We start from the raw sequence: 23169 nt of genomic DNA on the forward strand, positions 1-23169 counted from the left end.
GACCGCGATCGCCTGGGCCGAGATCCTCAAGCGGCACGCCACCAACCCCGCCCCGCACGGCCTCGCGCTCACCCGCCAGGGCGTGCCGACGTACGCGCCGAACCCGGCTGCCGCTCGCGGCGGTTACGTCCTCTTCGATGCCTCCACGGGGACTCCCGAGGTGATCCTGATCGCGACCGGTTCCGAGGTGCACGTGGCCGTCGAGGCGCGCGAGCAGTTGGAGGCCGAGGGGGTCGGCACCCGGGTGGTGTCGATGCCGTCCGTGGAGTGGTTCGAGGAGCAGCCGCGGGAGTACCGCGAGAGCGTCCTGCCGCCGTCCGTGAAGGCCCGCGTCGCGGTCGAGGCCGGCATCGGCCTGACGTGGTACCGGTTCGTGGGCGACGCCGGGCGCATCGTCTCCCTCGAACACTTCGGTGCCTCCGCCGACGCGAAGACCCTGTTCGCCGAGTACGGCTTCACCGCCGAGAACGTCGCCGCAACGGCCCGCGCATCGCTCGCCGCCGCGCGTGGTTGATCCGATCGCCCGAAAGAAGATGATCAAAGTGACCGAAGCGACCGCGACCGCGGGAGCACTCAGGCGCCTGTCCGACGAGGGCGTCTCCATCTGGCTCGACGACCTCTCCCGAAGGCGCATCGAGTCCGGCAACCTCGCCGAACTCGTCGCCGGCCAGCACGTGGTGGGCGTCACCACCAACCCGTCGATCTTCCAGGCCGCCATCGGTTCCGGGGAGGGATACGAGGAGCAGCTCGCCGACCTCGCGGTGCGGGGCGTCACGGTGGACGAGGCCGTCCGTATGCTGACGACCGCCGACGTGCGTGCCGCAGCCGATATCCTGCATCCTGTATACAAGGCGACCGGTGGCCGTGACGGCCGGGTCTCCATCGAGGTCGACCCGCGCCTCGCCCACGACACGACGGCGACCATCGCCGAGGCCAGGCAGCTCGCCTGGCTGGTGGACCGCCCGAACGTGATGATCAAGATCCCGGCGACGAAGGCGGGCCTGCCCGCCATCACCGAGGTCGTCGGCGCCGGCATCAGCGTCAACGTCACGCTGATCTTCTCCCTGGAGCGCTACCGCGAGGTCATGGACGCCTACCTCGCAGGTCTGGAGAAGGCGCAGGCCAAGGGCCTGGACCTGTCCGGGATCCACTCCGTGGCCTCCTTCTTCGTCTCCCGGGTCGACGCCGAGATCGACAAGCGGCTGACGGTGCTCGGCACGGCGGAGGCGCTGTCCCTCAAGGGTCGCGCCGCCCTCGCCAACGCCCGGCTCGCCTACGAGGCGTACGAGGCCGTGTTCGCCGGTGAGCGCTGGACGTCCCTGGCAGGTGCCAAGGCCAACAAGCAGCGTCCGCTGTGGGCGTCGACCGGTGTGAAGGATCCCGCGTACAAGGACACGCTGTACGTCGACGAACTGGTCGCGCCCGGCACGGTCAACACGATGCCGGAAGCCACGCTGAACGCCACCGCCGACCACGGACGGATCACCGGCGACACCGTCACCGGCGGCTACGCGCAGGCCCGCGCCGACCTGGCCGCCGTGGAGGGCCTCGGGATCTCCTACGACCAGGTCGTGCGGCAGCTCGAGGACGAGGGCGTCGCCAAGTTCGAGACGGCCTGGCAGGACCTGCTGAACGCTGTGACGAAGTCCCTGAACAGCAAGGGGGTTGACGGAGAATGAGCGAGGAGCTTTCCGAAACGACGGCTCAGGACACGGCGAAGACGGAGCAGTCCAAGCCGGATCAGACCAAGCCGGATCAGACCAAGCCGGAGGTGACCGTCCCGGTCCTCCCCGCGGCCGACTGGTCCAACCCGCTGCGCCACCCCCAGGACCGCCGCCTCCCCCGGATCGCCGGCCCGTCCGGTCTGGTCATCTTCGGTGTCACCGGCGACCTGTCCCGCAAGAAGCTGATGCCGGCGGTCTACGACCTCGCCAACCGCGGCATGCTCCCGCCGGGCTTCTCGCTCCTCGGGTTCGCCCGCCGGGACTGGGAGGACCAGGACTTCGCGCAGGTCGTGCACGACGCGGTCCGCGAGCACGCGCGCACCCCGTTCCGCGAGGAGGTCTGGCAGCAGCTCGCCGAGGGCATGCGGTTCATCCCGGGCGACTTCGACGACGACACGGCGTTCAAGCAGCTGCGGTCCGCCGTCGACGAGCTGGACGCCTCCCGCGGGACGAGCGGCAACTACGCCTTCTACCTCTCCGTACCGCCGAAGTTCTTCCCGAAGGTCGTCCGCCAGCTGAAGAAGCACGGGCTGGCCGACGCCCCCGAGGGGTCCTGGCGGCGCGCGGTCATCGAGAAGCCGTTCGGCCGCGACCTGAAGAGCGCGCGTGAGCTGAACGCGCTCGTGCACGACGTGTTCGAGCCGGACCAGGTCTTCCGCATCGACCACTACCTCGGCAAGGAGACCGTCCAGAACATCCTGGCGCTCCGCTTCGCCAACCAGATGTACGAGCCGATCTGGAACCGGTCCTACGTCGACCACGTACAGATCACCATGGCCGAGGACATCGGCATCGGCGGCCGGGCCGGCTACTACGACGGCATCGGCGCCGCCCGTGACGTCATCCAGAACCACCTCCTCCAGCTCATGGCGCTGACCGCGATGGAGGAGCCGGCCGCCTTCGACGCCGAGTCGCTGCTCATGGAGAAGCTGAAGGTGCTCAAGGCCGTGAAGCTGCCGGAGGACATCGGCGCCCACACGGTGCGCGGGCAGTACGCGGCGGCCTGGCAGGGCGGCGAGCAGGTGCGCGGCTACCTCGACGAGGACGGCATCGACCAGTCCTCCACGACGGACACGTACGCCGCCATCAGGCTGAACGTCGACAACCGCCGCTGGGCCGGGGTGCCCTTCTATCTCAGGACCGGCAAGCGGCTCGGCCGCCGCGTCACCGAGATCGCCGTCGTCTTCCAGCGGGCCCCGCACTCCCCCTTCGACTCCACGGCCACCGAGGAGCTGGGCCAGAACGCGATCGTGATCCGCGTCCAGCCCGACGAGGGCATGACGGTCCGCTTCGGGTCGAAGGTGCCGGGCACCTCGATGGAGATCCGGGACGTGACGATGGACTTCGCGTACGGCGAGTCGTTCACGGAGTCCAGCCCGGAGGCGTACGAGCGGCTCATCCTGGATGTCCTGCTGGGCGACGCCAACCTGTTCCCCCGTCACCAGGAAGTGGAAGAGTCCTGGAAGATCCTCGACCCGATCGAGGAACACTGGGCGAACCACGGCAGGCCGGCGCGGTACGCGTCGGGCAGCTGGGGACCCGAGGAAGCCGACGAGATGCTCGCACGAGACGGACGGAGCTGGCGCAGGCCATGAAGATCGACCTGACCGACACCACGGCAAGCAAGATCAACAAGGCGTTGGTGAAGGGCCGCCGGGCCATCGGCACCCCCGCCGTGGGCATGGTCCTGACGATGGTGATCGTCACGGACGAGGAGAACGCCTACGACGCGATCAAGGCGGCCGAGGAGGCCTCGCACGAGCACCCCTCGCGCACCCTGGTCGTCATCAAGCGCCACGCCCGCACCCCGCGCGACCGCACCAACTCCCACCTGGACGCCGAGGTGCGGGTGGGCGCGGACGCCGGCACCGGCGAGACGGTCATCCTGCGGACGTACGGCGAGGTGTCCGACCACGCCGACTCCGTCGTCCTGCCGCTGCTGCTGCCGGACGCGCCGGTCGTGGTGTGGTGGCCGGTGGACGCGCCTCAGAACCCGGCGAAGGACCCGCTGGGCGCGCTCGCCCAGCGCCGGATCACCGACCTGTACGCGGTGGAGAACCCGCTCCAGGTGCTGGACGCACGGATCCGCTCCTACGCCCCCGGCGACACCGACCTCGCCTGGACCCGGCTCACCCCGTGGCGTTCGATGCTGGCCGCGGCCCTGGACCAGGCGCGGGTGAAGGTGACCTCGGCGGCCGTGGAGGCCGAGGAGGAGAACCCGGCCGCCGAACTCCTGGCCCGCTGGCTGGAGGCCCGCCTCGGCGTCACCGTCGACCGGGTCGTCACCGCCGGACCGGTCGTCACGGCCGTGCGCCTGGGCACCGCGAACGGCGAGATCGTCATCGACCGCCCCGAGGGCCCGCTGGCCACGCTGTCCCTGCCGGGCCAGCCCTCCCGCACCCTCGCGCTGAAGGTCCGCACCACCTCCGAACTCATCGCCGAGGAGCTCAGGCGCCTCGACGCGGACGAGATGTACGCCGTCGCCCTGCGGGGCGAGGCCACCGAGGAGATCCCCGCCCATGTCTGACTCCCCCACCGACTCCCCTTCCGGCTCCCCCGCCGACTCCCCGACGCTCACCCGGCGGCCGCAGTGGGCGGCCCTGGAGGACCACCGCGCCCAGTGGCAGCCGCACCTGCGTGAGCTGTTCGCGACGGACCCCGGGCGCGCGGAGCGGTACGTCGTGCGCGTCGGCGACCTGCGCATCGACTACTCCAAGCACCTGGTCACCGACGAGACCCTCGGCCTGCTGCGGGAACTCGCCGCCGCCACCGACGTGTTCGGGCTGCGCGACGCCATGTTCCGCGGCGAGAAGATCAACGTCACCGAGGACCGCGCCGTCCTGCACAGCGCCCTGCGGGCCCCCGCGAACGCGGTGATCGAGGTCGACGGCGAGAACGTCGTGCCCGAGGTGCACACCGTCCTCGACCAGATGGCCTCCTTCGCGGGCCGCGTCCGCTCCGGCGAGTGGACCGGCCACACCGGCAAGCGGATCAAGAACGTCGTCAACATCGGCATCGGCGGCTCCGACCTGGGCCCCGCGATGGCCTACGAGGCCCTGCGTTCCTACACCGCACGGGAGTTGACGTTCCGCTTCGTGTCGAACGTGGACGGCGCCGACCTGCACGAGGCGCTGCGCGACCTTGACCCGGCGGAGACCCTGTTCATCGTCGCGTCCAAGACGTTCACCACGATCGAGACGATCACCAACGCCACCGCGGCCCGCTCCTGGCTGCTGCACGGCCCGGGCGGCCTCGGCGAGGACAAGGCCGTCGCGAAGCACTTCGTCGCCCTGTCGACGAACGCCCGGAAGGTCACCGAGTTCGGCATCGACCCGGACAACATGTTCCGGTTCTGGGACTGGGTCGGCGGCCGCTACTCCTTCGACTCGGCCATCGGCCTGTCCCTGATGATCGCCATCGGCCCGGACCACTTCGTGGAGATGCTCGACGGCTTCCGCATCGTCGACGAGCACTTCCGCAACGAGCCCGCCGAGGACAACGCCCCGCTGATCCTGGGCCTGTTGGGCGTCTGGTACGGCAACTTCTTCGACGCCCAGTCGCACGCGGTCCTGCCCTACAGCCACTACCTGTCCAAGTTCACCGCCTACCTCCAGCAGCTGGACATGGAGTCCAACGGCAAGTCGGTGGACCGCGACGGCAACCCGGTCCAGTGGCAGACCGGCCCCGTGGTGTGGGGCACGCCCGGCACCAACGGGCAGCACGCCTACTACCAGCTGATCCACCAGGGCACCAAGGTCATCCCGGCCGACCTGATCGGCTTCGCCCGCCCGGTCGGCGAGCTGAGCGACGACCTCAAGGCGCAGCACGACCTCCTGATGGCCAACCTGTTCGCGCAGGGCCAGGCGCTCGCCTTCGGCAAGACCGCCGAGGAGGTGCGCGCGGAGGGCGTCGCCGAGGAGCAGGTGCCGCACCGCACCTTCCAGGGCAACCACCCCACCACCACGATCCTGGCGAAGGAACTCACCCCCTCCGTCCTCGGCCAGCTCATCGCCCTCTACGAGCACAAGGTGTTCGTCCAGGGCGCGATCTGGAACATCGACTCCTTCGACCAGTGGGGCGTCGAACTCGGCAAGGTCCTCGCCAAGCGTGTCGAGCCCGCCCTCACCGAGGGTGCCGACGTGCCCGGTCTCGACCCCTCCACCGCCGCTCTCGTGGCCACCTACCGCGATCTCAGGAAGTGAACTGACATGCAGCTCGGTCTCATCGGCCTCGGCAAGATGGGCGGCAACATGCGCGAGCGGATCCGCCGCGCCGGCCACACCGTCATCGGCTACGACCGCAACCCCCAAGTCTCCGACGTGAGCAGCCTGGCCGAACTGGTCGACAAGCTCGAAGCCCCCCGCACGGTCTGGGTGATGGTCCCGGCCGGCGCCGCCACCCAGTCCGTCGTCGACGAACTCGGCGGCCTGCTGTCCGCCGGTGACACGGTGGTCGACGGCGGCAACTCCCGCTGGACCGACGACGAGAAGCACGCCGCCGAGCTCGGCGCCCAGGGCATCGGCTTCGTCGACGCCGGCGTCTCCGGCGGCGTCTGGGGCCTCAAGAACGGCTACGCCCTGATGGTCGGCGGCGACAAGGAGCACGTCGACCGGATCCAGCCGATCTTCGACGCGCTCAAGCCCGAGGGCGACGCCGGGTTCGTCCACGCCGGCAAGGTCGGCGCCGGGCACTTCTCCAAGATGGTCCACAACGGCATCGAGTACGCCATGATGCAGGCCTACGCCGAGGGCTGGGAGCTCCTGGAGGCGGTGGACTCCGTCACCGACGTGCGCGAGGTCTTCCGCTCCTGGCAGGAGGGCACCGTCATCCGCTCCTGGCTCCTCGACCTGGCCGTCAACGCCCTGGACGACGACGAGCACCTGGAGAAGCTGAAGGGCTTCGCGCAGGACTCCGGCGAGGGCCGCTGGACCGTCGAGGCCGCCATCGACAACGCGGTGCCGCTGCCGGCGATCACGGCGTCGCTGTTCGCGCGGTTCGCGTCCCGTCAGGACGACTCCCCGCAGATGAAGATGGTCGCCGCCCTGCGCAACCAGTTCGGCGGCCACGCCGTCGAGTCGGCGAAGTAGGTCCGGCCGTGGGGGATCTTCTTCTGGTCCGCCACGGTGAGACGGAGTGGAGCGTGTCGGGACAGCACACCAGCTGGACCGACCTGCCCCTCACCCAGCACGGCGAGGAACAGGCCAAGTCCCTCGCTCCGCTCCTCTCGTCGCGGACCTTCGCTCTCGCGCTGACGAGCCCGCTCGGCCGCGCGATACGCACCGCCGAACTGGCGGGCGTCAACGGGGTCGTAGTCGATCCCGACCTGCACGAATGGGACTACGGCGGCTACGAGGGCGTCACCACCGTCGACATCCACCGCACCCGTCCCGACTGGTACCTGTGGAGCGACGGCGTGCCGCCCGGTGCCGACGGGCATCCGGGCGAGTCGCCCGCCGAGGTGGGGCTGCGTGCCGACCGGGTGCTCGCCCGGGTGGACACCGCGCTCCTTGAGGGGGATGTCCTCCTCGTGGCGCACTCCCACTTCCTGCGCGTGCTGACGGCACGTCGGCTGGGACTGGATCCCGCGGACGGCCGGCTGTTCCAGCTGGCGACGGCAACCGTCAGCCGACTGTCCTCAGAACACGGCCGACCGGTGATCGCCGAGTGGAACACCAGGCCGTAAGGGCTTCGTGTGACGGCCCGGGCCACTGCACGTCTTCGACCTCGCTCGAACCCTCGGCGGCGCGAGGGCGTTGACGTGAGTGGCCCGGGCCGTGGCCGCCGAGAGACCCCGAACCATGAACCGGTCAAGGCCGGTTGACACCCGGCGAGCGGCACGTCAGAGTCGCGGCTGATGGAGATCGACAACTTGACGCCGGCCGAACTGCGGGTGTGGCGGGCGTTTCCCCGGGGCGAGTCCGTGAACTTCCGTACGGCGGAGGACGAGGACGTCGCGGACGGCGCCGACTGGGGACCCGAACGCACCGTCCGGGCGGCCGTGTTGCGGTCGCTGCTGCTCAACGGCCCTCAGGAGGACGGGGAGATACCCGCCCTGAAACTGTCGGGCGCCCGCGTCACCGGCGTACTCGACCTGCGGTACGGGACGAGCGATCACGCCGTACGGCTGAGCCACTGCCTCTTCGAGGACGCCCCCCTGCTGTACGGCGCCCGGCTGCGCCAGCTGAACCTCAGCTGGTCCGTGCTGCCGGGGCTGACCGCGGCCACCATGCACGTGGAGGGCGTCCTGCGGATGACGGACTGCCGGCTGAGCGGACCGGTCCGGCTCGGCGGCGCCCAGATATCGGGGGCGCTGTTCCTGGACCGCGCGCACCTCACCTCCGCGGACGGCTCGGAGCCCATGCTCCAGCTGAACCAGGTGACCATCGACGACGACCTGTGGGCGCCCGGCCTGCGGATCGACGGCGAGATGCGGCTCAACGGTGCGAACATCGCCGGGTCGGCCAACCTGAACGAGGCCCGGCTCACCCGTCCCGGCCACCACGCCCTCGACGCCGAGACCCTCACCGTGGAGGGCGACCTCCTGATGCGGAACGCGCGGGTGCGGGGCTGGATCGGGCTGCGGGGCGCCCGGGTCGCGGGCCGGCTCGACCTGTCGCACGCGACCCTCTCCAATCCCGGCGACGCGGCCCTGCGGGCCAGCAGTTGCACCATCGGCGAACTCTGGCTGCGCAAGAGCCCCCGCATGGACGGCACCCTGAATCTGCGCCGCGCCCAGATCGACGTCCTGTTCCTCGAACCGGAGGTCGTGCCCGACGAGGTGCTGCTGAGCAGCCTCGTGTACACCACGCTCACCCCGCACGAGCCCGCCGAACGCCGCCTGGCGATGCTGGACCGCGACGGCGAGGGCTATGTCCCGCACGCCTACGAGCAGTTGAGCGCCGCCTATCTGCGGATCGGCGACGACCGCGCCGCCCGGCTCGTACAGCTGGCCAAGCAGCGCCGGCACCGCATCACGCTCCCCTGGTACGGCCGCCTGTGGGGCCACGTCCAGGACGCCACCGTCGGCTACGGCTTCCGCCCGCTGCGGGCCTGCGGGTGGCTGCTGTCGCTGCTCGCGATCGGCTCGGTCGCCTACGCGCTGCACCACCCGCGCCCGCTCAAGCCGTCCGAGGCCCCGCACTTCGACCCGGTGTTCTACACGCTCGACCTGCTGCTGCCGGTGATCTCCTTCGGCCAGGAGGGCGCCTTCGCCCCGGAGGGCCTGTACCAGACGCTGTCGTACGCTTTGGTGATCGCCGGCTGGATCCTGGCCACGACGGTCTTCGCCGGCGTGACCCGGACCGTCAGCCGCCAGTGAACCGGCGCACCGCGTGCTGGGCGGCGAGCCGGACGGGGGCGTTCTGGGCGCCGTAGCCGCGGTAGCCGCCGTCACGCTGGACCAGTTCGAAGAAGACGCGGCCGACGGTGGGCGTGTAGCAGTGGCGGAACTCGCCGTGCGGGTCGCGGTCGTAGAGGATGCCGAGTTCCCGGTACGTCTCCAGCTCGCCGGCGGCGAACTCGTACCGGGCCGCCAGGTCGTCGTAGTAGTTGGCGGGGATCGGCAGCAGCCGGCCGCCGGCCGCGAGAAGGCGGCGGGCCGCGGCGACCACGTCGTCGGTGGCCAGCGCGATGTGCTGGGCGTGGACCGTGTCGTCGGTGGGTGCCGCGCCGACGGTGAGGGCGATACGGACGCTGCCGTCGTCGTTGGTGACGGCGCGGCTGCGCATCAGGCCGTAGGGGTCGGCGACGTCCACGCTCTCCTGCGCCTGCAGTCCGAGCACGCTGCGGTGGAAGAGGGTCGCCTCGTCGAAGTGGTGCCAGGGCTGGGTGAGGGCGAGGTGGTCGATGCGGGCCGCGTGCGGCTCGGGTACGGCGGGAACGGCCTCGGTGTCCTCGAAGTCCGCGCGCCAGTTGGGGAGTTCGGGCCGGTTCGTGGCACAGAAGAACAGTTCCGTGCCGTCGGGGGCGAGCACCGCGTCGAGCTGGGCGTCCGCCAGGGCGCGGCGGCGGGGCAGGACCGGGGCCAGCAGGGCCTCGGCGCGGCGGGCGGCGGCGGCCGGGTCAGGTGTCTCCAGCCCGATCGCGGCGAGTCCGGTGCCGTCCCGTCGTACGGCTGTCCCGGTGTTGACCAGGAGACGGGCCTCGCCCTGCTCCCACAGGTCGACCGGCTTCCTGCGGTGCCGTGCCGTGCGGGCGAAACCAAGGGCGCCGAGCAGCGCCGACAGCGGCTCGGCGTCGGGGGTCACGAGTTCGGCGAAGGCAACGCCCGTGGGGGCGACCGAGGCGGGCGGTGCTTCGACGCCCACCGTCTCCTGGAGGACGAGGAGGGAGCGCCGGGCGTCCACGGCCGTGGGGCCGGCCTCGGCCTGGCGGAAGACGTCGTTGAAGACTTCGAGGGAGAGCGGACCGCCGTATCCCGTATGCAGAACACTGCGGACCAGCCCGGCGACGTCGAAGCCGCCCTGTCCGGGGAAGCAGCGGTAGTGGCGGCTCCACTGCAGGACGTCCATCGCGAGCAGCGGGGCGTCGGCCAGCTGGAGGAAGAAGATCTTCTCGCCGGGGATGTCCGCAATGCCTTCGATGTCCTTCGGGTCGCAGCCGCGGGAGAGGATGTGGAAGCTGTCCAGGCAGGTGCCGAGCGCCGGGTGGCCGGCGGTCTCGACGATGCGCCAGGCGTGGTCGTACGTGCTGACGTGACGGCCCCACGCGAGCGCCTCGTAGGCGACGCGGATGCCGAAGTCCTCGGCTAGGTCGGCCAGTTGGGACAGGTGTGCGGCGGCGAGGGCGTCGTCGTCCACGGCGAGCGGACTGACGCTGGAGCAGACGAGGACGGTGTCGGCGCCGAGCCTGCGCATCAGCTCGAACTTGCGCCGGGCGCGGCGCAGGTTGCGGGCGAACTCGTCCTCGGGCACCGCCTCGATGTCGCGCATCGGCTGGTAGAGGTCGATGGTGAGGCCCAGGTCGGCGCAGCGGGCCCGGATCTCCTCCGGGGTGAGGGGACTGGCGAGCAGGTCGTTCTCGAAGATCTCGACGCCGTCGAAGCCGGCCCGGGAGGCGGCCGTGAGCTTCTCGGTGAGGGATCCGCTGAGGGAGACGGTGGCGATGGACGTGCGCATGTCGGTACCTCTGTCTTCCGTGACGCCCGGGACTACTTCGGTGCCGGTACGGCGCCGGCCAGCTCCGCGATGTCCGCGAGCATGCGCGCGCTGTCGGGTTCCCGGCCGGTGAACAGGCGGAAGGCGTCCGCCGCCTGGAAGACGGCCATACCGCCGCCGTCGAGCGTGGCGCAGCCGAGCGCCCGCGCGGTACGCAGCAGCTCGGTCTCCAGCGGGCGGTAGACCACCTCGGCGACCCACAGGCCCGGGTGGAGGAGTGCGGCGGGGAAGGGCAGGCCGGGGTGGGCGGCCATGCCGGTGGGGGTGGCGTGGACGAGGCCGTCGGCCCGTGCGAGCAGGTCCGCCAGGCGGTCGGGGGTGGCGGCCGGCGCCCGGCCCTCGCCGAAATGGCGGTTCAGGGAGTCGGAGAGAGCGGCCGCCCGCTCGGGCATCGCGTCCACGACCGTGACCCGCTCGGCGCCCAGGGTGAGCATGGCGTGCGCGACGGCCGCGCCCGCACCGCCCGCGCCCAGCTGTACGACCCGCTCCAGCGGCGCGTCGGGCAGACCGCGCGCGAAGGAGGCGGCGAAGCCGGTGACGTCGGTGTTGTGGCCGACAGCCCGCCCGTCCTGCCCGAAGACGACGGTGTTGACCGCGCCCAGCGCCTCGGCCTGCGGGGCGAGGGTGTCCAGGTGCCGGATGACCTGCTGCTTGCAGGGGTGCGTGATGTTGAGCCCGTCGAAGCCCAGGTCGCGGGCGGCCCGCACCAGATCGCCCACCGCCTCGGGCGGCACCCCGAGGGCATCGATGTCGATGAGCCGGTACAGATACCGCAGACCCTGGCGGTCGGCCTCCCGCTCGTGCAGCGCGGGACTGAGCGAGGGACCGATACCGGAACCGATCAGACCGACGAGATACGAGTCCTTGGGCACCACGCGGGACCTCCTGAGCGGCTCACTAATGTACGAACTAGTACGTTAGCTATATCAGCATCACGGGCCGCCGGGAAGCCCCTGACCGATGATCGGCGTCCTTCGCGGCCGGGCTCCTTCTACAATCTGCGGCACTGCCCCGTAGCCCGAAGGAACCCGATGACCAGCGTCGAAGAACCGGCACGAACAGGCGGGCGCATCCGTGACGCCGCGCGCACCCAGGCCGAGATTCTCGACGTGGCGACCCAGGAGTTCGCCCGGGCCGGCTTCGCCGGGGCCCGCGTGGACGAGATCGCGGCCCGCACCCGCACCACCAAGCGAATGATCTACTACTACTTCGGCGGCAAGGAACAGCTGTTCACAGCCGTTCTCGAGCGGGCGTACGCCGTCATCCGCGAGGCCGAGCAGGGCCTGGACGTCGAACACCTGGACCCGGTCGCCGCCATCCGGCGCCTGGCGGAGGTCACCTTCGACCACCACGAGCAGCACCCCGACTTCATCCGCCTGGTGAGCATCGAGAACATCCACGAGGCCGTGCACATCGCCGCCTCCGAGAAGCTCGGCAAGATCAGCTCGCCGGCCCTCGACGTGATCCGCCGAATCCTGGAGCAGGGGCAGAGGTCCGGGCTCTTCACGGCCGACGTGGACGCCGTCGACCTGCACGCGATGATCAGCGCGTTCTGCTTCTTCCGGGTCGCCAACCGGCACACCTTCGGCGCCCTGTTCGGCCGCGACCTGATCGACCCGGCCCAGCGCGAGCACTACCGCGCGATGCTCGGCGACATGGTCATCGCCTACCTGACGGCGGAGCGTGCGGCGGACTGAGGGCGCCCGCCCCGGCGCGGGACCTGGAGCGGCGGTCGGCGGCGGATCGGGGACCCCACCGGACAGGAAGATCCTTCGGCACCACCTCTTGACACGTGGGAAACGTCGGCGCAACATCCCACCCACCGCCACTAACTACCCAGTGGGTTAATTAGCCGAAGATCCGGCATCCGCCCCTCTCCCCTCCGCTCACTCCACTGTGGTGGAGTTCCCCCGAAGGAGCACGCCGTGTCCGTCCCCGCCGCCGCACCGCCCGGCCAGCCGAAGAAGGCCGCCACGGCCGCCTGGATCGGCAGCGCCCTGGAGTACTACGACTTCTTCATCTACGGCAGCGCGGCAGCGCTGATCTTCCCCGAGGTCTTCTTCGACGAGTCCGACCCGGCCACCGCGACCCTGCTGTCCCTGGCCACGTTCGGCGTCGCGTACGCGGCCCGCCCGGTCGGCGCGCTCTTCCTCGGACACTTCGGCGACAAGCTCGGACGCAAGAAGATCATGGTCTTCACGCTGATCCTGATGGGCCTGTCGACGTTCCTGATCGGCTGCCTGCCCACCCGCGACCAGGTCGGCACCCTCGCCCCCGTGCTGCTCGTCCTGTGCCGCGTCCTGCAGGGCATCTCGGCGGCCGGTGAGCAGGCCAGCGCCAACTCCATGTCACTGGAGCACGCGCCGTCACAGCGGCGCGGCTTCTTCACCAGCTTCACCCTGAGCGGCACCCAGGGCGGCCAGCTGCTCGCCACGCTGGTCTTCATCCCCGTCGCCGCGCTGCCCGACGACCAGCTGCTGTCCTGGGGCTGGCGGGTGCCGTTCTGGATGAGCGTCGCGGTCGCCGTGGTCGGCTTCGTCATCCGCCGCAAGCTGGAGGAGACCCCGGCCTTCGCCCAGCAGACCGCCGCGGAAGGCGTCGTCAGGATGCCGCTGGCGATCTTGATGCGTGAGCACTGGGCGGACGTCCTGCGGGTCGTCGCGGGCGCCCTCATCGCCTCGGTCAGCACGATCTTCACCGTGTGGGCGCTGTCGTACGCGACCAGCGACTCGGTCGGCATGAGCCGCTCCTCCATGCTGTGGGTGGGCGCGCTCGCCAACCTCGTCGCGCTCGCCGCGATCCCCTTGTGGGCCACCCTGTCGGACCGCATCGGCCGCCGCCCGGTCTTCCTGGTGGGCGCCATAGGCAGCGCGGTGATGATGTTCCTGTACCTGTGGGCCATCTCCACGGGCTCCTACGCGCTGACCCTGATCCTCGGCATCGTCACCTTCGGTGTCGTCTACAGCGCCGCGAACGGCGTCTGGCCCTCCTTCTACGGCGAGATGTTCTCCACCCGCGTCCGCCTGTCCGGCATGGCCATCGGCACCCAGATCGGCTTCGCCGTGGCCGGCTTCGCGGTCACCTTCGCCGCCCAGATCGCCGGCCCGGACGGCGACGACTGGTCCTCGGTGGCCCTGTTCACCGCCGCCCTGTGCGTCCCTCCGGTCATCGCCGCCCTCACGGCCCGCGAGACCCACGGGATCCCGACGGAGCGGCTCGGCGAACGCGCACCGCGGCGGGCGCACCAGCCGGAGAAGGTGACTGCCTGATCCCGCCGCCTTCCACCTGTCCCCGGAGCCACGCCTGGCTCCGGGGACAGGCCGTGTGCGGGCTTCCGGGCGGCACGCCGGTACCTGGGACGCACCACCCCACCCGTCCCCGCCCCGTTGACAGACGACGTGTCCGGCAAGAACATCGGCCGAAACGAGCAGAAAAGAACAGCTCTGCGCGCGCCGCGGCCACCGTGGCCCCGAGGGGGGAGGAACCTCCGCGCGCACCGGCCGGTTTCAGGGGCGGCCGGTGCGCGCGGAGTTGACGGAGGATCAGCCACCGCCGCGGACCTGTCGGGGCCCTTGAACCTGACACCGGTGTCAAGGCCGACCCTGCCCGCATGACCACGGACACCGAAACCGGACCCGACACCCCGTCACCGTCGGCCAGGACGCCCCGAAGCCGCGAACTCCCCCTGCCCGCCCTCCTCGCCCTCGCCACCGCCGTCTTCGTCACCAGCCTCACCGAGACCCTCCCCGCGGGTCTGCTGCCCGCGATGAGCGCGGACCTCGCGGTGGGCGAGCCGGCGGCGGGGCAGGCGGTGACCGTCTACGCCGCCGGTACGGCCCTCACCGCGATCCCGCTGTCCGCGGCGACCGCAGGATGGCGGCGCAAGCGGCTGCTGCTGACGGCCATGGCGGGCTTCGCCGTCGCCAACACGGTCACGGCCGTGTCGGGAAGCTATCCGCTGACCATGGTGGCCCGGTTCGTCGCGGGCGTCGCCGCCGGACTCGCCTGGGCGCTGCTGGCCGGGTACGCCCGGCGGCTGGTGCCCGTCCCGCTGCAGGGCAGGGCGGTCGCGGTGGTCATGGCGGGGGTGCCGGTGGCGCTGTCGCTGGGGGTGCCCGCGGGCACGTTCCTGAGCGGGGCGCTGGGCTGGCGGGTCGCGTTCGCGCTGATGACCGTCGTCGCCGTCGTCCTGCTCGGCTGGATCGCGCTGCTGGTGCCGGACGTGCCCGGCCAGGAAGCGGGCCGCCGGGTCCCGACGGTGCGGACGCTGACCGTCCCCGGAGTCGTACCCGTGCTGTCCGTGACCCTGGTGTTCGTACTGGCCCACACCATCCTGTACGCCTACATCGCCACCTTCCTGGACCGGATCGGCATGGGCGGCTCGGCCGGCCTGGTGCTGCTCGTGTTCGGTGCCGCATCCCTGGTGAGCGTCTGGGTCGTGGGTGCCGGCATCGACCGTCGGCTGCGCGCCCTGACCCTGGGAAGCGTCCTGCTGGTCGGGGTGGCGGCGGCCCTGCTCGCCCTCTTCACGGACAGCCCGGCCCTCGTCCACGTGGCGGCCGCGCTGTGGGGACTCGGCTGGGGCGGAGCCCCCACCCTGCTGCAGACCGCAGTGGCCGACGCGGGCGGCGACCAGGCGGACGCGGCGCAGGCGATGCTGGTCACCCTGTGGAACGCGGCGATGGCGGGCGGCGGCGTGGCCGGCGGGATCCTGCTCGGCCTGTTCGGCGCGACGGCGTTCCCGTGGAGCGTGGCGGCGCTGCTCGTGCCGGTGTTCGCCGTCGTGACGGGGGCGCGGGCGCATGGGTTTCCGGTGCGGCGGGGTGGAGCGTGAGGCAGGGTGGAGCGTGAGGCGGGGCCGGTGGTGAGGCCGGGCCGGTCCGGGGGCGGGGTTCGGCCGCTGGGTGTGCACCCAGCGCCCACGCCCCCACCTCCCACGTCCCCACCTCCCGCGTCCCCACCGCCCGGCCGGCCACCTGGCCGCCCTTCGGGCTCAGCCCTGATCGCTCCGCTTGGGAATCCCGTACGCCCGTTCCACCCTCAGCCGCAGCACGAGTCGGCGGTCGCGGACCATCGCCGCCCGGTAGTCCTCCCAGTCGGGGTGTTCGCCCTGGACGTCGCGGTAGAGCCGGATGAGCTCCTCCACCGTCTCGTCGTACGGATCCTGCGCCACCGGTGTGAGGTCGGCCGTGCCCTCGGCGACCGTGTAGGCCCACCGGTCGGCGCTGGTCACGTGGTACGACGCCCGCGGATCACGGCGCAGATTGCGGGTCTTGGCACGGTCGTCGGTGATCGAGACCCGGATGGTCCGCTCGTCCGGGTAGTAGGCGTGACTGACGTTCGACAACTGGGGCCGGCCGTCGTGCTTGAGGGTCACCAGGACCCCGCCGTGTCCGTCGGAGAGCAGTTGGAGCAGCGCGTCCTGAGTCATGACTGGATCAACCAGTCCTGACGAGCCGCGTATTCCTGCGCCGCGGGTTCGACACGGTGATGGTGGCGGGGGCGGTGGCCTGCGGGGCCCTGCCGGGACGAACCGTCACGCGATCGACGATCATTCCGATGCGAGGGGGACCATTCGCCCGTTCCTGCGCGACGATGATGTCTGAGGTCGTTGCGGCGGGGTAGGCCGGACCGCACCTCGACGAACGCGACGGAGGAGAACGATGGCACTGCTGCGACAAGAGGTGGACCCGGGTGAGGTCGGCCTGGACGGGAAGGCACTGGACCGCCTCGACCAGCATTTCGCCCACTGTGTCGACGAGGGCCGGCTGCCCGGCTACCTCGTGGCCGTCGCCCGCGGCGGACGCGTCGCCCACCTCACCACGCACGGCCACCGTGACATCGCGGCCGGGCTGCCCGTCGAGGCCGACACCCTGTGGCGGATCTACTCCATGACCAAGCCGGTCACCGCGGTCGCCGCGCTGATCCTGGTGGAGGAGGGACGGCTGTCGCTGGACGACCCGGTCGACCGGTACCTTCCGGCCTTCGCGCAACCACGGGTGTACGTGAGCGGCTCCGGCGCCGACACCGTGACCCGCCCGGCCGACGGTCCGATCCGCGTACGGCATCTGATGACCCACACCGCGGGCCTGACGTTCGCCTTCTACCACACGCACCCGGTCGACGCCCTCTACCGCGAGGCCGGCCTGGAGTCGTCGGTGGTGCCGGGCACGACCCTGGCCCAGACGACGGACGTCTACGCGAGCCTGCCGCTGCAGTTCGAGCCGGGCACGCAGTGGAACTACTCGGTCGCCTCCAACGTGCTGGGCCGGGTCATCGAGGTGGCGTCCGGGCAGCCGCTCGACACGTTCTTCGCCGAGCGGATCTTCGGCCCGCTCGGGATGACCGACGCCGGTTTCCGCGTGAGCGACGAACAGGCGAAGAGGCTCTCCGAGCTGTACGGCGACGCCGACGGCGGCGGCATCGAGCCGATCGCGGGTCTCCCCCTGCGCGGCCGCCCGCGTTTCCTGTCCGGCAGTGGCGGCATGGTGGCCTCCGCCCACGACGTCCACCGCTTCATGGAGTTGCTGCGCCGCCGCGGCGAGCTCGACGGCACCCGCCTCCTCGCCCCCGAGACGGTGGACCTGATGACGTCCAACCACCTCCCGGGCGGCGCCGACCTGCGCGCCTTCGGCAGTCGCCCCGCCCACGACGAACGCGGCAACGACGGCGTCGGCTTCGGCCTCGGCGTCTCCGTGGTCATCGACCCGGCCCGCACGCAGGCACCCTCGGGAATGGGGACGTACGGCTGGAGCGGGGTCGCGACCACGACCTTCTGGGTCGACCCGAGCCGGGATCTGTCCGTGCAGTTCATGACACAGGTACGGCCCAGGAGCTCGCACACGATCTTCCCGGATCTGAAGCGGCTGGTGCACGAGGCGGTCGCCGCCTAGGGGCTGCCGCCGCCCGCGGCCCTGGTGCCGGGCCGAGGTCCGGACCGGGTGCCGAGCCGAGCTCCGGACCGGGTGCCGGGCCCAGCTGGCGGGGCTGTGGTCCGGTGCCGGACCGGGTGCCGCGCCCAGCTCCGGACCGGGTGCCTCGCCCAGCTGGGCGGGGCTGTGGTCCAGTGCCGGACCGGGCTCCCGACCGGGTGCCAGGCCAGGTGCCAGGCTGGCTCCGGACCGGGTGCCGGACCGGGCGGGGCAAGGGTTTGGTCGGGCGGGGCGAGGTTGTGGTCGGGCGGGCCGGGGTTGTGGTCGGGCGGGGAGGCGCGTCCTACTGGTCGACGCGGAGGGTGAAGTGGACGCCCTCCCGGGCGAGTTCGGCCAGCCACTGCTCGGAGCGGGCCGCCGTCTCGGCCGCGCGGCTGAGGCCGGGCGGCAGGGAGCCGTCCAGGATGTGCCGGACACCGAGGGCGAGGGGGCGGGAGACGCAGCGGGCCATGGCGCTCTCCTCCTCGTCCCCCACCAGGTCCAGCAGGTAGCCGCCCGACCAGTCCCGTCCGGCGCCGCCGCGCACATCCAGCGAGACGGCGAGGACGACCCGGTCGCGGTCGGCGTCCGTGGTCGGGTACTTCGCCGCCAGTTCCTGGGCCAGGGCGGCGATCCGGGCGTCGTCGCCGGTGCGCAGCTCGGCGAAGACGCCGTCCCAGGCGCGCAGCCAGCCGTCCAGGCGCAGGGTGCCACGGACGAAGGTGCGCGGCTTCCAGGCCGTCGGCAGACCGTACTGCTCGATGAAGGGGAGGCTGTCGCGGTTGGGGTACACCTCGAAGGTCTCCCGGTCGAGGACGTGCCGCCGGGTCGCCTCCCAGGGCCGCTCGGCGGTGGTCTTCGCGCCGTCCTCGACATAACGGGCGGGCGAGCGCAGGGCGTTCAGGACGCCCGCGGGGGCCCAGCTGAAGCGGTACCGGAAGTCGTTCGGGACGGCGGGGACACCGCCGCAGTAGGAGGTGAGGCTGTAGGAGGCCGGCGTGCCGTCGCCGACGGCCTCCCGGGCGCGGGCGACGAGGCTGTGCGCGAAGAGGTGGTCGATGCCCGGGTCGAGTCCGGCCTCGGTGAGGACGACGACCCCGGCCCGCGCGGCCGCGGGAACCTGCTCCAGCAGCGCGTCGGACACATAACTGGAGCAGGCGAAGTGCGCCCGCTTGCGGACACACAGGTCCAGCAGTGCGGCGTGTTCGGGAGCGGGCAGCATCGACACCACCACGTCCCCGGGCACGAGGTCGGCCGCGAGCGCGTCCGGTGTGTACGCGCGGGGCTCGGCACGGGAGGCGAGGCCGAGCCCGTCGAGGGCCTCGGCGGCGCGTTCCTCGGTGCGGTGCCACAGCCGTACCCGCTCGGCCGCCTCGCACAGGGCGGCCAGACCGCTGCCGGTGGACAGCCCGGCACCGATCCAGTGGACGGTGCCGCTCGCGGGAACCGCCTCGGGCGCGGGAACCACCTCAGACATCACGCGACTGCCCTTCTACGATGCCGAGTTCACGGCAGGCCTGACGGAACCGGTCCAGACAGCGCCCCCACGGCCCGCCCACCTCGAAGCCGAGGAGCTGGGGCAGCAGGGCGGCCGAGAAGTCGGTGCTGGACTCCTTCGGCAGCAGGGACGGCAGGTTGTCGATGGCGATCAGGTCCAGCGGCGGCTCCTTGCGCAGCCGGCGGGCGGGGTCCGTCCAGTCGGTGGTGCGGTCGTAGACCGGCAGGACGTTCAGGGGCGACCCCACGTCGCAGGTGACGTCGCACAGGGTGCGCAGCCGGCGGGCGGGGTCGTCGAGGTTCTCCTCGCGGAGGAAGGGCGGGACGGGGGTGGTGGCGAGGACGGCGTTCACCATGACGTCGTGGGCCAGCAGGGCGCTGCGGTCCAGGTCGCGGGTCTCGTCGAGGTCCCAGCAGGTGGGCTCGACCCCGGCCGTGTGGAAGGCGACGCGTGCGCCCCGCCCGCTGCGGCCGAGCGCCCCGATCACCAGGGCGGTGAACTCCTCGTCCCCGGCCGCCGGACGCAGTGTCTCGTCCAGCGCGTCCTTGTCGGTGGGCGTCAGCGGCGCGAGGAGCCTGCCCCGGTGCTGGAGGACGGCCAGGGCCGCGCCCAGGTAGCCGGCCCAGTACCCGAAGGCGGCGAGCCGGCGGCCGTTGTCGTCGACGAGGTACTCGAGGTCGAGCAGTGCCCCTCCCCCGCGGACGAACCGTCGCAGCAAATCGTCCGCCCCCGGCTGCCGTTTGTAGGCGTGCCCGAAGAAGACATGACGGTGCTTCAGTTCGGTGGGTGTGTCGGGGAGTTCCTTCAGGCCGAGGATCACCGCGTCGTCGGGCGCCGACATCCACGAGCCCGCGGGCGCGACCCGGCAGCCGGCCTCCTGGTACTCCTCGACGGGGAAGATCCGCTGCCCGGACTCCTCGACGGTGAGTGTCACTCCGCTGTCGACGAGCCGGCGGGCGTCGGACGGCACGACCGGGGTCCGCCGTTCGGTGGTGCGGACCTCGTGGCGCAGCCACAGGTGAAGCTCGGTCATACGCGGTTGGCCTCCGGGCGCGGGGCGTCGGCCGCGAATCGGCCGACGCTCAACGGGCTGACGTCCACGAAGGGTACGCGGCCCAGGTACAGGTCTCGGACGACCTCGCCGACGGCGGGCCCCTGGAGGAAGCCGTGGCCGGAGAAGCCGGTTGCATACAGAAAACGGGATACTGAAGTCGCTTCGCCGATCAGGGCGTTGTGGTCCGGGGTGAGCTCGTACAGACCCGCCCAGCCGCCGGTGCGGCGCAGTTCGAGGAGGGCGGGGGCGCGCTGCTCCATGGCCGCGCCGAGGCGGGGGATCCAGCGGTCGTGGGTGTCGGTGGCGAAGCCGGGCCGCTCGTCGGGGTCGGACATGCCGACGAGGAGGCCGGGGCCCTCGGTGTGGAAGTAGAGACTGGTGGTGAAGTCGATGGTCATGGGCAGGTCGGGCGGCAGGTCGTCGACCGGTTCGGTGACCGCGATCTGGCGGCGCAGCGGCTCGACGGGCAGGTCGAGACCGGCCATCGCGGCGACGGCCCGCGACCAGGCGCCGGCCGCGCAGATCACCGTGTCGGTGGCGATGCGGCCCCTGCTGGTCAGGACGGCCGTGATGTCGGCGCCGCGCAGTTCGATGCCGGTGACGTCGCAGTGCCGCAGGACCGTCGCACCGTGGCGGCGGGCGGTGGCCGCGTAGCCGTGGACGACCGCCTCGGGTGTGCAGTGGCCGTCGTCGGGCGAGAAGGCGGCCGCGAGCAGTCCCTCGGTGCTGATCAGCGGGGAGAGCCGGCGGGCGTCGGCCGGGTCGATCATGCGGCTGGGCACACCGAGGGAGTTCTGCAGTCGAACGCCCGCCTCGAAGGAGGCGACGTCCTCGGGTGTCGACAGCAGGAACAGATAGCCGACCCGGTGCAGGCCGATGTCGTACCCCGTGTCCTGCTCGAAGCGGGCGAACGCCTCCAGACTGCGCGCGCCCAGCTGGATGTTGAGCTCGTCGGAGAACTGCGCCCGCACTCCGCCCGCCGCCTTCGACGTGGACCCGGAGGCGAGTTCGTCCCGCTCCACCAGCACCACGTCCGGTACGCCCGCCCGGGCCAGGTGGCAGGCGATGCTCGTGCCCATCACCCCGCCGCCGACCACGACGACCCCGGCACGCATGGTCACCTGCGCTCTCCCTTCGCCGCCTTCGCCGCCTCGACAACGGCCCAGGCGGCGGCCGCGTCCTGGACGCCGAGGCCGACACTGTTGTAGTAGACGACGTCCTCGGCCCCCGTCCTCGCCGTGCGCCGCCCGGTGAGCACCTCGCCCAGCGCGATCAGGTCCTCGCGGGCCAGCAGCCCCTCCCCCAAAGCGTCCACGACCGGTCCGGCATGCCCGGCCGCGGTCTTCGGGTCGTCCACGACGACGGCTCCGGTCTCCGCGGCCCGCCGTACCACCTCGGCGTCCACCTCGCGGCGGCCGGGCTCGAACGACCCCACGCTCACGACCGTGCAGCCGGGATCCAGCCACTGCCCGCGCACCACGGGTGTGGTGCTGAGCGTGCAGGCAGCGACCAGCGACGCCCCGCGCACGGCCGCCTCGGCGCTGCCGGCCGGTTCGACGGGCAGACCCAGCTCGGCGGCAAGGGTCTCGGCGGCACGGGTACGGCGGCGCGGGGTCGGGCTCCACAGTCGTACCGACTTCAGCCCCCGCACCCGGGCGATCGCCCGCACATGGGCGAGGGCCTGGGTGCCCGAGCCGAGGACCGCGAGGTCGGCGGCGTCGGGGCCGGCCAGCGCGTCGACGGCGACGGCGCTCGCCGCGGCCGTGCGCAGGGTCGTCACCGCCGTACCGTCCATGACCGCGGCGAGACGGCCCGTCACCGGGTCGAGCACGGTGACGACGGCGTGCACGGTCGGCAGCCCGGCCGCCGCGTTCCGCGGATTGACACTGCCGAACTTCGCGACCGCCCCGGTGTCCGCCGACAGTCGGGAGACGTACGCGAAGACGACGCTGTCGTCGAAGCGGCTGGGATGCATGATCTTCCCGGGCAGGTCGGCGCCGCCCGCGCCGAGCACGGTGAAGGCCGCGCGCTGCGAGGCGATCGCCGTGTCGGCGTCGAGGAGGCGTCTCACCTGCTGCCCGGAGAGGAAGAGGACGTCGTCGGTCATTCCCTCTTCCTGTCCCCGCTCGCCGCCCCGGAATCAGGACAGGTGCGCCACCGCGTCCAGATGGGGCAGATGGTGGTCCAGCCGTTCCCGCTTCGTCCGCAGATAGGTGATGTTGTTCTCACACGGCGGTATCAGCAGCGGCACCGTCTCGGCGACCTCGATGCCGTGCCGCACCAGCGCCTCACGCTTGCGCGGGTTGTTCGACATCAGGCGGACCGAGTTCACGCCCAGGTCGTGCAGGATCTCGGCGGCCACACCGTAGTCGCGGGCGTCCACCGGCAGGCCGAGTGCCAGGTTCGCCTCGACGGTGTCCAGGCCCTCCGCCTGCAGCGCCATCGCCCGCAGCTTGCCGAGCAGGCCGATGCCCCGGCCCTCATGCCCTCTGAGATAGACGACGATGCCGCTGCCCTCGGCGACGACCGCGCGCAGCGCGGAGGCGAGTTGGTCGCCGCATTCGCAGTGCTGGGAACCGAAGGCGTCACCGGTCAGGCACTCGGAATGCAGGCGGGTCAGGACGTCGTCCGTGCCGATCTCGCCGTAGACCAGGGCCACTTGTTCGTCGCCGCGGTCGTGATCGAGGTAGCCGACCGCCTGGAATTTCCCGTACACGGTGGGCAGCGGCGCATTCACCACGCGTTCCACACCGGTGCGCTGTGGCGACTTCTTGCCGAGCACGCCAATTTTATCTGTCATGATCTGGTTCCTAAGCAGAGACGAAAG

20 protein-coding genes are annotated in these 23169 nt (G+C 71.6%); 12 read left to right on the forward strand and 8 right to left on the reverse strand.

The window, feature by feature from the left end:
• The 8 genes from ACWBNA_RS07070 to ACWBNA_RS07105 form a co-directional block, all read left to right on the forward strand.
• On the forward strand, positions 1-514 hold a 514-nt coding region (locus tag ACWBNA_RS07070; protein WP_482703352.1), incomplete at its 5' end, for a transketolase-like TK C-terminal-containing protein.
• A 19-nt stretch (positions 515-533) separates the two neighbouring features.
• Positions 534-1679 (forward strand): transaldolase, encoded by a 1146-nt coding sequence (gene tal / locus ACWBNA_RS07075; protein ID WP_482703353.1) that lies wholly within the window; start codon positions 534-536, stop codon positions 1677-1679.
• Positions 1676-3319 (forward strand): glucose-6-phosphate dehydrogenase, encoded by a 1644-nt coding sequence (gene zwf, locus ACWBNA_RS07080; protein ID WP_482703354.1) that lies wholly within the window; start codon positions 1676-1678, stop codon positions 3317-3319. The genes tal and zwf overlap by 4 nt, the downstream gene beginning before the upstream one ends.
• Positions 3316-4251, forward strand: a complete 936-nt coding sequence (opcA, locus tag ACWBNA_RS07085) for a glucose-6-phosphate dehydrogenase assembly protein OpcA (RefSeq protein WP_482703355.1) — start codon at positions 3316-3318, stop codon at positions 4249-4251. Before zwf ends, opcA begins: the two co-directional genes overlap by 4 nt.
• Positions 4244-5926: a glucose-6-phosphate isomerase gene (pgi, locus tag ACWBNA_RS07090; protein WP_482703356.1), complete on the forward strand. Its 1683-nt coding sequence runs from the start codon at positions 4244-4246 to the stop codon at positions 5924-5926. Before opcA ends, pgi begins: the two co-directional genes overlap by 8 nt.
• Positions 5927-5932: 6 nt before the next feature.
• Complete coding sequence (gene gnd, locus ACWBNA_RS07095; RefSeq protein ID WP_482703357.1) at positions 5933-6811, forward strand: phosphogluconate dehydrogenase (NAD(+)-dependent, decarboxylating); 879 nt, start codon at positions 5933-5935, stop codon at positions 6809-6811.
• An 8-nt stretch (positions 6812-6819) separates the two neighbouring features.
• Positions 6820-7407 carry a histidine phosphatase family protein gene (locus ACWBNA_RS07100; protein ID WP_482703358.1) on the forward strand — a complete coding sequence of 196 codons (588 nt, stop codon included), beginning with the start codon at positions 6820-6822 and terminating at the stop codon, positions 7405-7407.
• 171 nt (positions 7408-7578) lie between these two features.
• Positions 7579-9042 (forward strand): membrane-associated oxidoreductase, encoded by a 1464-nt coding sequence (locus ACWBNA_RS07105; protein WP_482703359.1) that lies wholly within the window; start codon positions 7579-7581, stop codon positions 9040-9042.
• Here the strand turns inward: ACWBNA_RS07105 and ACWBNA_RS07110 are convergent.
• A complete protein-coding gene (locus tag ACWBNA_RS07110; protein WP_482703360.1) occupies positions 9029-10840 on the reverse strand; it encodes a bifunctional sugar phosphate isomerase/epimerase/4-hydroxyphenylpyruvate dioxygenase family protein in 1812 nt (603 codons plus the stop codon). The two genes, ACWBNA_RS07105 and ACWBNA_RS07110, sit on opposite strands and share 14 nt — an antisense overlap.
• A gap of 32 nt (positions 10841-10872) precedes the next feature.
• The gene (locus ACWBNA_RS07115) at positions 10873-11751 is read right to left on the reverse strand and encodes a shikimate dehydrogenase (RefSeq protein WP_482703549.1); all 879 of its coding nucleotides are present in this window, start codon (positions 11749-11751) and stop codon (positions 10873-10875) included.
• 159 nt (positions 11752-11910) lie between these two features.
• Between ACWBNA_RS07115 and ACWBNA_RS07120 the strand changes: the two genes are divergently transcribed.
• From ACWBNA_RS07120 to ACWBNA_RS07130, 3 genes are all read left to right on the forward strand, one after another.
• Positions 11911-12576: a TetR/AcrR family transcriptional regulator gene (locus tag ACWBNA_RS07120; protein WP_482703361.1), complete on the forward strand. Its 666-nt coding sequence runs from the start codon at positions 11911-11913 to the stop codon at positions 12574-12576.
• A gap of 228 nt (positions 12577-12804) precedes the next feature.
• Complete coding sequence (locus ACWBNA_RS07125) at positions 12805-14148, forward strand: MFS transporter (RefSeq protein ID WP_482703362.1); 1344 nt, start codon at positions 12805-12807, stop codon at positions 14146-14148.
• Positions 14149-14489: 341 nt separating this feature from the next.
• Positions 14490-15713 carry an MFS transporter gene (locus ACWBNA_RS07130; RefSeq protein ID WP_482703363.1) on the forward strand — a complete coding sequence of 408 codons (1224 nt, stop codon included), beginning with the start codon at positions 14490-14492 and terminating at the stop codon, positions 15711-15713.
• Between the two features lie 159 nt (positions 15714-15872).
• Here the strand turns inward: ACWBNA_RS07130 and ACWBNA_RS07135 are convergent, their stop codons facing one another.
• Positions 15873-16310, reverse strand: a complete 438-nt coding sequence (locus ACWBNA_RS07135; RefSeq protein WP_482703364.1) for a PPOX class F420-dependent oxidoreductase — start codon at positions 16308-16310, stop codon at positions 15873-15875.
• Between the two features lie 232 nt (positions 16311-16542).
• Here ACWBNA_RS07135 and ACWBNA_RS07140 point away from each other — a divergent pair, with 232 nt between their 5' ends.
• Positions 16543-17772 carry a serine hydrolase domain-containing protein gene (locus tag ACWBNA_RS07140; protein ID WP_482703365.1) on the forward strand — a complete coding sequence of 410 codons (1230 nt, stop codon included), beginning with the start codon at positions 16543-16545 and terminating at the stop codon, positions 17770-17772.
• Between the two features lie 322 nt (positions 17773-18094).
• Here the strand turns inward: ACWBNA_RS07140 and ACWBNA_RS07145 are convergent, their stop codons facing one another.
• The 5 genes from ACWBNA_RS07145 to ribA are packed head-to-tail and all read right to left on the reverse strand — an operon-like array spanning position 18095 to position 23142.
• A complete protein-coding gene (locus ACWBNA_RS07145) occupies positions 18095-19267 on the reverse strand; it encodes a saccharopine dehydrogenase family protein (protein ID WP_482703366.1) in 1173 nt (390 codons plus the stop codon).
• On the reverse strand, positions 19260-20321 hold the full coding sequence (locus tag ACWBNA_RS07150) for a saccharopine dehydrogenase (RefSeq protein ID WP_482703367.1): 1062 nt from the start codon (positions 20319-20321) through the stop codon (positions 19260-19262). Before ACWBNA_RS07150 ends, ACWBNA_RS07145 begins: the two co-directional genes overlap by 8 nt.
• On the reverse strand, positions 20318-21457 hold the full coding sequence (locus tag ACWBNA_RS07155) for an NAD(P)/FAD-dependent oxidoreductase (RefSeq protein WP_482703550.1): 1140 nt from the start codon (positions 21455-21457) through the stop codon (positions 20318-20320). The genes ACWBNA_RS07150 and ACWBNA_RS07155 overlap by 4 nt, the downstream gene beginning before the upstream one ends.
• Before the next feature lie 2 nt (positions 21458-21459).
• Positions 21460-22449: an ornithine cyclodeaminase family protein gene (locus ACWBNA_RS07160; protein WP_482703368.1), complete on the reverse strand. Its 990-nt coding sequence runs from the start codon at positions 22447-22449 to the stop codon at positions 21460-21462.
• Between the two features lie 33 nt (positions 22450-22482).
• Positions 22483-23142 carry a GTP cyclohydrolase II gene (ribA, locus tag ACWBNA_RS07165; protein ID WP_383874590.1) on the reverse strand — a complete coding sequence of 220 codons (660 nt, stop codon included), beginning with the start codon at positions 23140-23142 and terminating at the stop codon, positions 22483-22485.
• Positions 23143-23169: the final 27 nt, after the last annotated feature.

The organism is Streptomyces sp. Q2 (genome assembly GCF_056820935.1).